The sequence below is a fragment of the Streptosporangium nanhuense genome (genome assembly GCF_059358815.1).
Genome location: NZ_JCADBG010000028.1, coordinates 60,557 through 73,436, shown reverse-complemented (window position 1 = coordinate 73,436; position 12,880 = coordinate 60,557). Strand labels below are relative to the sequence as shown.

9 protein-coding genes are annotated in these 12,880 nt (G+C 71.8%); 3 read left to right on the top strand and 6 right to left on the bottom strand.

Annotation, left to right across the window (positions count from 1 at the left end; genetic code table 11):
• Both AC5L38_RS37810 and dapD read right to left on the bottom strand, forming a co-directional pair.
• On the bottom strand, positions 1–618 hold the full coding sequence (locus AC5L38_RS37810) for a phosphatase PAP2 family protein (RefSeq protein ID WP_495247612.1): 618 nt from the start codon (positions 616–618) through the stop codon (positions 1–3).
• Positions 619–854: 236 nt separating this feature from the next.
• Positions 855–1,832, bottom strand: a complete 978-nt coding sequence (gene dapD / locus AC5L38_RS37805; RefSeq protein ID WP_495247611.1) for a 2,3,4,5-tetrahydropyridine-2,6-dicarboxylate N-succinyltransferase — start codon at positions 1,830–1,832, stop codon at positions 855–857.
• 93 nt (positions 1,833–1,925) lie between these two features.
• Between dapD and AC5L38_RS37800 the strand changes: the two genes are divergently transcribed.
• Both AC5L38_RS37800 and thrS read left to right on the top strand, forming a co-directional pair.
• Complete coding sequence (locus AC5L38_RS37800) at positions 1,926–2,531, top strand: glycoside hydrolase family 25 protein (RefSeq protein ID WP_495247610.1); 606 nt, start codon at positions 1,926–1,928, stop codon at positions 2,529–2,531.
• 68 nt (positions 2,532–2,599) lie between these two features.
• Entirely contained in the window at positions 2,600–4,567 is a 1,968-nt protein-coding gene (thrS, locus tag AC5L38_RS37795) for a threonine--tRNA ligase (RefSeq protein ID WP_495247609.1), read from the top strand.
• A gap of 319 nt (positions 4,568–4,886) precedes the next feature.
• Here thrS and AC5L38_RS37790 read toward each other — a convergent pair whose 3' ends face one another.
• Positions 4,887–5,600, bottom strand: coding sequence for an Asp23/Gls24 family envelope stress response protein (locus AC5L38_RS37790; RefSeq protein WP_495247608.1), 714 nt, complete (start codon positions 5,598–5,600; stop codon positions 4,887–4,889).
• Positions 5,601–5,994: 394 nt separating this feature from the next.
• Between AC5L38_RS37790 and AC5L38_RS37785 the strand changes: the two genes are divergently transcribed.
• Positions 5,995–6,546 (top strand): HIT family protein, encoded by a 552-nt coding sequence (locus tag AC5L38_RS37785; protein ID WP_495247607.1) that lies wholly within the window; start codon positions 5,995–5,997, stop codon positions 6,544–6,546.
• On the opposite strand, the gene AC5L38_RS37780 is transcribed toward AC5L38_RS37785, so the two are convergent.
• The 3 genes from AC5L38_RS37780 to AC5L38_RS37770 form a co-directional block, all read right to left on the bottom strand.
• Complete coding sequence (locus AC5L38_RS37780; protein ID WP_495247606.1) at positions 6,489–8,690, bottom strand: hypothetical protein; 2,202 nt, start codon at positions 8,688–8,690, stop codon at positions 6,489–6,491. The genes AC5L38_RS37785 and AC5L38_RS37780 overlap by 58 nt on opposite strands.
• A gap of 139 nt (positions 8,691–8,829) precedes the next feature.
• A complete protein-coding gene (locus tag AC5L38_RS37775; protein WP_495247605.1) occupies positions 8,830–10,416 on the bottom strand; it encodes a glycoside hydrolase family 10-like protein in 1,587 nt (528 codons plus the stop codon).
• Positions 10,417–10,574: 158 nt separating this feature from the next.
• Entirely contained in the window at positions 10,575–12,707 is a 2,133-nt protein-coding gene (locus tag AC5L38_RS37770; RefSeq protein WP_495247604.1) for an elongation factor G-like protein EF-G2, read from the bottom strand.
• Between the last annotated feature and the right edge of the window lie 173 nt (positions 12,708–12,880).

Sequence of the window (12,880 nt, the reverse complement as noted above, 5' to 3'; positions counted from 1 at the left end):
TCAGACGCCGAAGGCGCTCAGGGCCGCCCAGGCCGTCCCCGCGCCGGTGACGGTCCCGGCGGCGACCTGGGCGGGCGTGTGGTGGGTGAGCCTGACCCGCGCCCAGCACACCATCGCCACGACCAGCGCGCCCGCGACCAGCGTGGGCACGGCGGGCAGTACGTGGGCCAGCACCACCACGGTCCCCGCCGACACGGCCGCGTGGAAGGAGATCTTCCACCGGAGGGTGATCGGGACCGTCACCGCGAGCGCGGCCAGCATCGCGGTCACGGTGGCCACCAGAAGCCGGGGAGCGCCCAGCAGGATCAGCAGCGTCAGCGCGACGACCACCGAGGCGACCGCCACCAGCAGCGGAACCGTACGGCTCGCCCGGTCGACCAGGTGATGGGAGTCGAGGCGCCCGGAACGGACCCCGTTCAGGATCACCAGGGCCGGGATCCCGCCGCACAGGGCCGAGGCCACCAGGCCCCAGACCGCGCCGGGCCAGCCGTCGGCCATCAGCCCGACGAGCGGGGGCAGCCCGATGACCAGCACCTGCGGCGCGAACAGCCCGGTCACCCACCGGGCCGCCGCCTCCGCGGTGGTCTCGCCGCCGCCCGCCATCTCCTGACCGGTCATCTGAATCCTTCCAGCGCGGAGACCCCGCCCCCGGGCTTCCGGTGAGAGGGGCCGGCCCGCCCGCGTCGACGTGAGGGCCGTGGGTGTTGTGGAGCCCGTGGGGCCACCCTGCCAGCTGAGGGGCCCGGGGACGAACATCCACGGCCGCCTACGGCCCCGCGGCCCGGGTGGTGATCCCCGCGTGACCCGGTGACCCGGGAGGGCGGCGGACCGCGCTCCCGGGTGAGCGGCGGTGGTCAGTCGTTGGCGTGCAGGATGCTGTTGAGCTCCACGCTCGTCCCCCGGCGGGGCACGGCCTCGACCGCGCCCGAGGTGGAGTTGCGGCGGAACAGCAGGCCGGAGGCGCCGGAGAGCTCGGCGGCCTTGACCACCCGTCCCTCGGGCAGGGCGACCTTGGTCCCGGCGGTGACGTAAAGGCCCGCCTCCACGACGCAGTCGTCGCCCAGGGAGATGCCGACGCCGCTGTTGGCGCCCAGCAGGCAGCGCCGCCCGATGGAGATGACCTGCTTGCCGCCGCCGGACAGGGTGCCCATGATCGAGGCGCCGCCGCCGACGTCCGAGCCGTCGCCCACGACGACGCCCGCCGAGACGCGGCCCTCGACCATGGAGGTGCCGAGCGTCCCGGCGTTGAAGTTGACGAAACCCTCGTGCATCACGGTCGTGCCGCTCGCCAGGTGCGCGCCCAGGCGGACCCGGTCGGCCTCGGCGATCCGGACGCCGCCGGGCACCACGTAGTCGACCATCCGGGGGAACTTGTCCACGCCGTAGACGGTCACCTGCCCCCGGGCGCGCAGGCGGAGCCGCACCTCCTCGAAGCCCTCGACGGCGCACGGGCCGTGGTTGGTCCACACCACGTTGCTGAGCAGGCCGAACAGACCGTCCAGGTTCTGGCCGTGCGGCTGGACGAGGCGCGCCGACAGCAGGTGCAGGCGCAGGTAGGCGTCGTGGGCGTCGGCCGGGGCCTCGGACAGCTTGGTGATGCCGGTGCGTACCGCGACCACCTCCACGCCGCGGTCCTCGTCGGGACCGAGCAGCGCGGCGACCCCGGAACCGAGCTCCTCGACCGCCTCCTGTTCGGTCAGCCGCCTGGTGCCCGGCGAGGAGGGCTCGCCCAGTTGTGGGGAGGGGAACCACGTGTCGAGCACGGTTCCGCCGGAGGTGATGGTCGCGATGCCGGCCGCGTGCGCGCCGGAGATCTGGGCTGCTGCGTTCACGCCGACCAAGCCTAGCCAAAGTGGCCGCAATGGCAGTACGCCGAGGGAGCGTCGGGCGTGTGTCCGCGGGGCCCGGTGGTTAGCGTGGCCGCCATGCTGCACGGGATCGACGTGTCGAACTGGCAGGGCGACGTCAACTGGGGGGCGCACGCGAAGGGCGGGGTCTCCTTCGCCTTCGCCAAGGCGAGCGAGGGGAGCACCTTCACCGACAAGTGGTTCGGCGCCAACTGGAACGGCATGCGCGAGAGCTGGATCGTCTGCGGGGCCTACCACTTCGCCCGCCCCGCGGGGGACCCCGAGGCGCAGGCGGTGCACTTCCTGCGGATCGTGCAACGGGCCGGTGGGCTGCGCCGGGGGGACCTGATCGCGCTCGACCTGGAGACCAACGATCGTCTCCCGGCGCACAGGGTGGCCCGGTTCGCCCGCAGCTGGTGCCAGGCGATCATCGCGCTGGCCGGGGTCAAGCCGGTGGTCTACACGTTCCTGTCGTTCGCGCGCAACGGCAACTGCGCCGGGCTGGAGCCCTACCCGCTGTGGATCGCCGCGCCCGACCACCCCCGGGGCAGGCCGGAGGTGCCGCAGCCGTGGAGCAGGTGGACGATCCACCAGCACTCGAACAAACCAGTCGATCGCAACGTCTTCCGCGGCACCCGGGCCGAGCTGACCTCCCTGGGCTACCGCCGCAGCCGCAAGGCCTGAGAAATCGCGTTGCCGACACCGGTAGCATCGATTCCAGACCATTCACCGACGTCTCCCAGGGAGCAACAGTGTCCGCCGTGCCAGAACTTCGTATCACCCTCGCCGGAGCCGAGCGTGTGGTGGCGGGAGGCACGACGTACGGGGAGGCGCTGGAGGCGGACGGCCGCTCGGTGGTCGCCGCCCGCGTCGACGGCGAGCTGAGGGACCTCGCGGCCCGGGTGGCCGACGGTGACGTGGTCGAGCCGGTCGAGGCGGGCAGCCCCGACGGGCGCGCCATCGTCCGCCACTCCACCGCGCACGTCATGGCCCAGGCCGTCCAGGAGATCTTCCCCGAGGCCAGGCTGGGCATCGGCCCGCCGGTCGAGAACGGCTTCTACTACGACTTCGACGTCAAGGAGCCGTTCACCCCCGATGATCTCAAGCGCATCGAGAAGCGCATGCGCGAGATCGTCAAGCAGGGGCAGCTCTTCTCCCGCAGGCCCGTCTCCGACGAGCAGGCCGCCGAGGAGCTCGCCTCGGAGCCGTACAAGCTGGAGCTGATCGGCCTCAAGGGCGGCGCGGCCGACGAGGAGAGCGTCGAGGTGGGCGGCGCCGAGCTGACCATCTACGACAACCTCGACGCCAAGAGCGGCGAGCTGCGCTGGAAGGACCTGTGCCGCGGCCCCCACGTGCCGACCACCCGGTCCATCCCGGCGTTCAAGCTGATGCGCTCGGGCGGCGCCTACTGGCGGGGCAGCGAGAAGAACCCGCAGCTCCAGCGGATCTACGGCACCGCGTGGGAGTCGCGCGAGAAGCAGGACGAATACCTCCAGATGCTGGAGGAGGCCGAGAAGCGCGACCACCGCAAGCTGGGCGCCGAGCTCGACCTGTTCTCCTTCCCCGACGAGCTGGGCTCGGGCCTGCCGGTCTTCCATCCCAAGGGCGGCGTGATCCGCCGCGCGATGGAGGACTACTCGCGCAGGCGCCACGAGGAGGCCGGATACTCCTTCGTCAACACCCCGCACATCACCAAGGAGGGGCTCTACAAGACCTCCGGCCACCTCGACTGGTACGCCGACGGCATGTTCCCCCCCATGGAGCTGGAGGGGGCCAAGTACTACCTCAAGCCGATGAACTGCCCGATGCACAACCTGATCTTCCGGGCGCGCGGGCGTTCCTACCGGGAGCTGCCGCTGCGGCTGTTCGAATTCGGGACGGTCTACCGCTACGAGAAGTCCGGCGTGGTGCACGGCCTGACCCGGGTGCGCGGCCTCACCCAGGACGACGCGCACATCTACTGCACCCGCGAGCAGATGCGCGACGAGCTGACCTCGCTGCTGCGCTTCGTGCTCGACCTGCTGCGCGACTACGGCCTCGACGACTTCTACCTGGAGCTGTCGACCAAGGACCCGGTCAAGTTCGTCGGAAGCGACGAGGACTGGGAGGAGGCGACCCAGACCCTGCGCGAGGTCGCCGAGTCCGAGAAGCTGGAGCTGGTCCTCGACCCGGGCGGCGCGGCGTTCTACGGGCCGAAGATCTCCGTCCAGGCCCGTGACGCGATCGGCAGGACCTGGCAGATGTCGACGATCCAGCTCGACTTCAACCTGCCGGACCTCTTCGAGCTGGAGTACCAGTCGACCGACGGCTCCCGGCAGCAGCCCGTCATGATCCACCGGGCGCTGTTCGGCTCGATCGAGCGCTTCTTCGGCGTCCTGGTCGAGCACTACGCGGGCGCCTTCCCCCCCTGGCTCGCGCCGGTCCAGGTGGTCGGCATCCCGATCGCCGAGGCCCACGCGCCCTACCTCCAGGACATCGCGAAGAAGGCCCGGGAGCGGGGGATCAGGATCGAGGTCGACGCCTCCGACGACCGGATGCAGAAGAAGATCCGCAACGCGCAGAGGTCCAAGGTGCCGTTCATGCTCCTGGCGGGCGACGACGACATCGCGGGCGGCGCGGTCTCCTTCCGCTTCCGCAACGGCGAGCAGAAGAACGGGGTGCCGGTCGACGAGGCGATCGACGAGATCGTCGACGCGATCGAGCGCCGGGTCCAGGTCTAGGACCTTCCCGTGGGCGGCTCCGGCCGCCCGCGGGCGTACGGGGGGCTTCACGGCCCCCCGTACGTCGTTTCCGGGCCTTCGCCGGGGTTTCTCCCAGCGCTTACGGCTTTCGCCGTGCTTCCCGCGTTTACGGCTTTCGCCGTGCTTCCCGCGTTTACGGCCTTCGCCGTGCTTCTCCGGCGCCTGCAGTCTTCGCCGGGCGCCCTGGCGTGCAGACGCCCTGCGGGGGTTCTCGGCGTCCTGACGTCCTGCGGCCTTCGCCGGGCCCCTCGTGTGCCTGAGGTCCTTGGGCCGGCCTCAGCCGAGGCCCGGCGTCGTCCTACGCGTCGTCTCCGGTCCTGGCGGGAGCCTCGGAGCCGGTCTCGCCCGGCATGCGGACGTCCTCCACGTCGACGTTGACCTCCACGACCCGCATGCCCAGCATCCGGCTGATGGTCCGGGCCACGTTGGTCTTGACCTCGTTGGCCACGTCCATCACCACGTGTCCGTACTCCGCGACGATCGTCACGTCCACGGCCGCCGTACGGTCCTGCACGTGGGCGTTGACGCCCCGGGGGCCGCGCCTGGCGATGCCCGCGCGCTCGCGCATCGGCTCCACCGCGTGGGCGGCGTCGCCTCCCAGCTCGGCGACTCCCGCGACCTCCAGCGTGGCGAGGGCCGCGACCTTCTCCACCACCTCGTCGGCCACCTTGATCCGGCCCTTCACCACGGCCGAGGACACCGCGGAGACGGGAGGCACCGGGGACACGGGGGCGACCGGGGAGGCTGCCGCGGCCGGCACCGGCCGGGCGGGGGAGGGGAGGGGCGCGTCGTCCGGCGTCTCGGGCTCGGGGGACGGCTCGGGGAGCGCCTCGACCACGGCCAGGTAGGGCTCGCCGGGGGAGGAGGCCGTCTCGCCGGGCGACGGAACCGACGGGCGCGGCGCCGGAGGCTCCGTTTCGGCGGACAGGGACAGGCTGAGGGAGAACGGGCGGCTGGGCCTCCCGCCCGTTTCCGCGGGGGAGGTGGAGGACGTGGAGGACGTGGAGGACACGGAAGAAGAGGTGGATGACGCGGAAGGCGTCGGAGACGTCAGGGACCCGGGGGACCCAGGGGACCCAGGGGACACGGTCTCCTCGGTCGGCTCCTCGACGGAGACGTCGGTCATGGGGTGCTCCTCGGCAGTCGGTGGTCGTGCTGGGGGGGATTCTGCCGGAAATCCGGTGCATTCGTCCGTCAATACCGTGTGACATACGCCGCCCCTCCCGTCACAGCACCAGATTCCGGTCACTTCAACCACCCCAAGCGCTCCTGGCGCTCCGGCCCCTCCGGGTGATCCAGGCTGCCGGGCTCTGGGGGAACGCCGGACGGGGGCACGAGGCGTCGGGGAGGGGGGAGCGAGGGAGGCGCAAGAACGCGGGGATCGGCGTGGCAATATGCTGGCGACCATGAGCGACGAGCCGGAGGCGCAGTACGGGGCGGGGACGCCGGACGCGTTCCAGAGACTCTGGACCCCCCATCGGATGGCCTACATCAAGGGAGCCAGCAAACCCACCGGTTCCGGCCCCGAGGACGGCTGCCCGTTCTGCGAGATCCCCCGGATGAGCGACGAGGACGGCCTGATCGTCGCCCGGGGTGAGACGGTCTTCGCGCTGCTCAACCTCTACCCGTACAACTCCGGCCACCTGATGGTCTGCCCCTACCGGCACGTGCCGGACTACACGGACCTGGACGAGGCCGAGACCTTCGAGCTCGCCGACTTCACCCGGCGGGCGCTGGTCGCCCTGCGCAAGGCCAGCGGCGCGCAGGGCTTCAACGTGGGCATGAACCTGGGCGGCGTGGCGGGCGCCGGGATCGCCGCCCACCTGCACCAGCACGTGGTGCCCCGGTGGGGCGGCGACACCAACTTCATGCCCGTCGTCGGCCAGACCAAGGTGCTCCCTCAGCTGTTGCGCGACACCAGGGAGCTGCTCGCCGGGTCCTGGCCCGGTTCCTCGTAGCCCGAGGAGCGCGAGGCGCCGCCGCCCAGGGCCCTGATGCCCGCCGACAGCGTCAGCGGCACGGCGAGCGCCAGCGCCATGGACAGCACCGCGGCGCCCGAGTCGTTGACCAGCATGCCGACCACCCCGCTGACCAGGGTGCCGATCAGGCCTGCCTTCAGCGCGGGGGAGTGCGCGAAAGCGGCGGGCAGCACTCCCGCGGTCGCCTGTTCGGGGCGCAGCAGCGCGTAGACGAGGAACGCCACCGCGGCGATCACGACCGGCATCAGGTTGGGGCTGAGCAGGGTGCCCAGCATCGCGCTGAGCTTGCGGCCGATCACCTCCAGGGCCTCGCCGGTGAACACCTGGCCGACGAAGCGGCCCAGGTGGGTCTGCGAGCCCGGCGGGCGCAGGTAGTCGAGGTAGGCGATGGACATCACGATGACGCCGCCCGCCACGCAGAACGCGCCCAGCTTGACGATCGAGACCCGCCTGCCCGCGATCAGCAGCGCGGTCACCGCGATGCCCGGCACGAAGGCGATCACCCCGCCGAAGTCGCTGCCCACGCCCGGCCAGCCGCCCAGGATCATCGCGAAGCCGCCCAGCACCGCCACGACGGCCGCCGCCACCGTGCTCGCCCGGCTCCCGCCCGCCGGCCGGTCCGTCGCCGCACCGGGAGCGACAGCGTCGGCGGCGTCGGTGACGTCCAAGCGGTCGCCGCGCGTCAGCCGGTGCGCGATCGTGGCGGCCAGCAGCAGCACCGAGGTGGCGAAGAGAGCGAACGGGATGTTGCCCAGGCCGTAGTAGCGGGCCCCGACCACGGCGCTGTAGCCCATCACGCTGTTGAGCTGCAGGGTCGTCCCGGTCAGCAGGTCGCCCGCCAGCACCGCCGCCGTCACCCCGGCCACCACCGCCAGCGGCCCGAGCGGCGCCCGGCGCCAGGGCCCGGCCAGCGCCGCCGCGGCCAGCAGCAGCGCGCATCCGGCGATCCCGCCGACCAGCGCGAGCACCGGCGCTCCCGCGTGGTGCCAGGGGGTGAGGTTCACCAGGTACGTCGACACGGGCACCGAGGCCAGCGTGATCGCGGCCACCCGGATGCCGGTCAGCCCCCGCCTGCGGCGCAGCAGCAGGAACGCGGTCAGGTAGAAGGCGACCTGCAGCACCGCGACCGCGGTGAAGAAGATCCCGCCCACGTTCCTGATCGTCTCTCCGGCCACGTCGGCCCGGTCCAGCTCGAAGCGCGCCGCCTCGGTGCCGCCGGTGCGCCTCTCGCTCGCCTGCCAGGGCACCCCGATCACGCCCGGCGGCGTGGCGAGCCCGGTCAGGGAGAGCATCGTCGCGGTGATGTCCGGCAGGATCGTGGTGTCGTCGCGGTGGGTGGAGGCCGCCCCCAGGAAGCGGTTGGAGACGTCCCCGTCGCGCATCATGGCCACCCGCAGGTGCGGGTTGCCGCCGTGGTCGGACAGGCCCGCCAGCAGCACGCTGACGTCCTTGGGCAGCACGGTCAGGATCGCCCCCGCCTTGGCGTCGGCCAGGCGCAGCGCCGCGGCCCGTTCCTGCGCGGTGAGCCGGTCCTCCTCCTGCGGCAGCCGCTCGCCGGTCACGTACGGCCGGATCAGGTCGTCGACGTCGACGGCCATCACCCGGCACTTGGTGAGCACGTCGGCGCGGACCTGCGCGGGGGAGGGGGCGTAGACGTCGACCTTGCCCGAGCGGTCGGCCAGTGCCAGCGCGGCCCCGGGGCCGATCGCCAGCGTGCACTCGCCGGCGGCGTTCACGGCCTCGCCGAGGGCGCCCGCGTTACGCTGGCCGGCGACCCGGTGCAGGTACTCGTAGTCGGGGATGACCGCGCCCGCCTGGTCGGGCTCGGGCAGCGGGGGCAGCCCGCAGCCGTAGCCGACCGCGGACCTCACCCCGGCCGACACCGTCAGCCACCCGTCGTAGGGGCAGGTCACCCTGCCCACCGCGCGGACCGACAGGGATCCGACCGCGCTCCGCCCGGCCAGCTGCCACAGGTTCGGGGTGCCGGTGGGGCTGAGGTCACTCCATCGCAGGCCGGGGACGCCGATCAGCGCCACCCGTCCGTCGGCCTGCGTGGCGGAGTGCGCGGCCCCCGGCCACAGCAGGCCCAGCACCATCGCAAGCGCGACAAGCGTCCGCTTCACGAACGACCTCCCCTTCAGCTCCTGCCAAGTGCTGGCACCGTAGGGGAAGATCGTGCCACGGGTCCAGCCGGGCCGGGGGACCGGCCGGGATCACCGTCGTGGCGGGTTTCCCGGGTCAGGTCCCGGCTCGGGGGCCGGCTCAGGTCCCGGAGGGCGCGCTCTCGTTCTGCAGGCGGTCGAGGGCGGTGACCAGGTAGGTGCCGCCGCCCTGCGCGGTGAAGGCCTGGCGGTCGCCGGCCGCCGCGGGCACGATCGCGACCAGGTTGCGGGCGTCGGCGGTGGCGCACTCTCCCGGCTTGCCCGAGGCGATCCGGTAGACCGCGTAGGAGCGGGCGTCCGGAGAGCTCTTCCAGCTGAGCGAGGTGCCCTGCAGCCGCACGTCGGCGGGCCTGGCCGGGGCCTGGCCGCCGCGGTCCTTCATCAGCGGCAGCAGCGCCGGGCGGCCGTAGTGGTCCTTGACGACGCGGTCGAGCGCGCCCAGCGGGTTGGTGGAGAGCTGCTTGGCGCTGAAGTAGACGTCGCCGGAGACCTGCCCGTACTTGCGGTTGCGGGTCAGGTGGGAGGACATCTCGCCGGGCCTGGTCCAGGCGGCGGTGTCGGTGGCGCCGACGCGGTACAGGCCCTGGCCGATGTAGAGCTGCACCCCGGTGCCCTTGACCTCGTTGGCCCACCAGGGCATCAGCACGTCGTAGTCGGCGATCTTGAACCCGCGCGGCCAGTACAGCTGGGGGATGACGTAGTCGACCGTGCCCTTCTTGATCCAGTGGCGGGCGTCGGCGTAGATGGCGTCGTACGCGGACATGCCGCCGGTGGCCGAGCCGCTGGGGTCGTCGGACTTGTTGCGCCAGATCCCGAACGGGCTGACGCCGAACTTCACGCTGTTCCTGACCTCGTGCACGGTCTTGTCGACCTGCGCGATCAGCTTGTTGACGTTGGCGCGGCGCCAGTCGGCGAGCTTGGCCCCCTTGCCGTACTTGGCGAAGGCGGCGCCGTCGGCGAACTTCGCGCCCGCGACGGGATAGGGGTAGAAGTAGTCGTCGAAGTGGACCCCGTCGACGTCGTAGCGGGTCACCACGTCCTTGACGACCTTGGTGACGTAGTCGCGGACCGCGGGCAGGCCGGGGTTGTAGTAGGCCAGATCCCCGTATTTCACGATCCACTCGGGGTGCAGCCGGGCGGGGTGCCCGGCGGGCAGCTTGGACAGGTCGCCGTCGGCGGAGGCGCGGTAGGGGTTGAACCACGCGTGGAACTCCAGGCCGCGCCGGTGGGCCTCGGCGACGAGGAAGGGCAGCGGGTCCCAGCCGGGGTCCTTGCCCGCGGTGCCGGTCAGATACTGCGACCAGGGCTCCAGAGCCGACTTGTACAGCGCGTCGGAGGCGGGGCGGACCTGGACGAACACCGCGTTGAACCGCCGCTTGACCGCGTTGTCGAGGATCTTGACGTACTCGGCCTGCTGGCGGGCCGGGGACAGGCCGGTCCGCGAGGGCCAGTCGATGTTCTTGACCGTGGCGATCCACACCCCGCGCAGCTGCCGCTTGGGGTATTTCGCGTCGACGTCGCACCGCGCCGCCGCCGGGGTCGTCGCGCCGACCGTCTCCGTGGAGACGGCCGGGCTCTTGCCGGCCTTCGGCCGGGCGGGCGCGGCGTCGGGGCCGAAGGTGTAGGCGGCCCCCGTGGTCAGGACGGCGAGGGCGGCAGCGGCCAGAAGAGGGCGTCCGTGTCGCATGGTTCCCCAGTGTGGCACCAGCGCCGGTGTGCTTTGAACGAAAAAACGAAATCCTTTCGTGATGACTCTGTTACATGTGTGCATGCTGGGGGACGTGCGCCGGACGGTGCGCGCTCCCCGGGGGGCGGGGCTCCGTCCGGCGCGCGTCCCACCGCCTGTCAGGCGGTGACTTTGTCCATCAGATGCGAGGGCAGCGGCTCGTAGCGAAGGAAGACCCGCCGGAACGTCCCCGTCCCGTGTGACATGGATCTCAGATCGATCGAGTATCGCGTGATCTCCAGCTCGGGCACCTCGGCCTTGACGAGGGTACGTCCCACCCCCACCGGCTCGGTGCCGAGCACCCGGCCCCTGCGCGAGGACAGATCGGACATCACCGCGCCGACGTGGTCGTCGGCGACCAGGATGGACACCTCGTCGACCGGTTCGAGCAGCAGCGTGGGCACCTTGGCCGCGGCCTCCTTCAGCGCGAGCGCCCCGGCGATCTGGAACGCCATGTCGGAGGAGTCGACCGAGTGGGCCTTGCCGTCGTACAGGGTCACCCGCACGTCCACCATGGGGTAGCCGGCGAGCACCCCGCGCTGCATCTGGGTGCGCACGCCCTTCTCCACCGAGGGGATGAACTGGCGCGGCACCACGCCGCCGACGATCTTGTCCACGAACTCGAAGCCGCCGCCGGAGGGCAGGGGCTCGACCTCCAGGTGGCAGACGGCGAACTGGCCGTGGCCGCCGGTCTGCTTGACGTTGCGGCCCAGGGCCTGGCAGCTGCCGCCGAAGGTCTCCCGCAGCGGCACCCGCAGCTCGGTCTTCTCCACCTCCACGCCGTGCCGCCTGCTCAGCCGGTCGAGCAGCACGTCGGTGTGGGCCTCGCCCATGCACCACAGCACGAGCTGGCGGGTCTCGGGGTTGTTCTCCAGCCGGAGCGTCGGGTCCTCGGCGACCAGCCGCTGCAGCGCCTGGCCCAGCTTGTCGTCGTCGGCCTTGGAGCGGGGCTGGATCGCCACGGGCAGCAGCGGCTCCGGCATGGACCAGGCCGTCATCAGCAGCGGGTTCTCCCGGTCCGACAGGGTGTCGCCGGTCTCCGCGCGCGCCAGCTTGGCCACCGCCGCGATGTCCCCGGCCACGCACTTGGCGGTCGTCCGCTGGTGCTTGCCCAGCGGCGAGGAGAGCGCGCCGATGCGCTCGTCCACGTCGTGGTCCTCGTGCCCGCGGTCGGACAGTCCGTGCCCCGAGACGTGCACCGTCATGTCCGGGCGCAGCGTGCCGGAGAAGACCCGCACCAGGCTGATCCTGCCCACGTACGGGTCGCTGGTGGTCTTGACGACCTCGGCGACCAGGGGCCCGTCGGGATCGCAGGTGATGCCGGAGACGGGCCGGCCGTCGATCGACATGATCTCCGGCAGGGGGTGCTCGGGCGGGGAGGGGAAGCCCTGGGTGATGAGCTCCAGGACCTCCAGCGCGCCCACGCCGGTCCCCGTGGCCAGCACCGGGTAGAAGCCGCCGCGCGCGACGGCCTTCTCCAGGTCCTCGATCAGGGCCTTGGTGTCGATCTCCTCGCCGGAGAGGTAACGGTCCATCAAGGACTCGTCCTCGCTCTCCTGGATGACGCCCTCGATCAGGGCGCCCCGGTAGACCTCGATCTGGTCGGCGTAGGCGGGGCCGGGGGAGTTCTCCGTCCGGGTCGCGGTCGCGTAGTTGTAGAACCTCTGGCTCAGCAGGCCGATCAGGCCGTTCACCTTGCCGTTGGTCACCACCGGCAGGTACAGCGGCGAGACGCCGTCGCCGAAGGCGTCCTGGCAGGCGGCGAGGGCGTTCTCGAAGTCCGCCCGCTGGTGGTCGATCTTGGTGATCACGACCGCGCGGGGCATGTCGACCGCGGCGCACTCGTCCCAGAGCATCCTGGTCAGGCCGTCCACGCCGTCGACGGCGGAGACGACGAACAGCGCCGCGTCGGCCGCGCGCAGCCCGGCGCGCAGGTCGCCGACGAAGTCGGCGTAGCCGGGGGTGTCCAGCAGGTTGATCTTGATGTCGTTGTGGACCACGGGGGCCACGGTCAGGTTCACCGAGCGTTGCTGGCGCACCTCGACCTCGTCGAAGTCACTGACGGTCGTGCCGTCCTCGACCCTGCCGGACCGCTGGACGGTCCGCGTCGCGGCCAGCAACGCCTCCACGAGTGTTGTCTTGCCGGCACCGGAATGGCCGACCAGCACGACGTTTCTGATCATGCCGGGCCGGTCGGCCGCGGGTGCCCTCCCCGCGGCTCCCGCTGCTCCGCCGGTTGCTCTTTCCGCCACATCGCCTCCCGCGTCGTTGCCGAAGGGGCGCGGCCTGGTGGGGCCGTACCCCCGGGGTCCGCTGCCGAGCCCGCTCACCGCGCGGACTCGGTCTGTTCACCAAATACCCATGTGGCGAATATCACAAGAGGGATGTGGCCATCCTCTTGCGAGAGGCAGTCCTGATCGCTAAG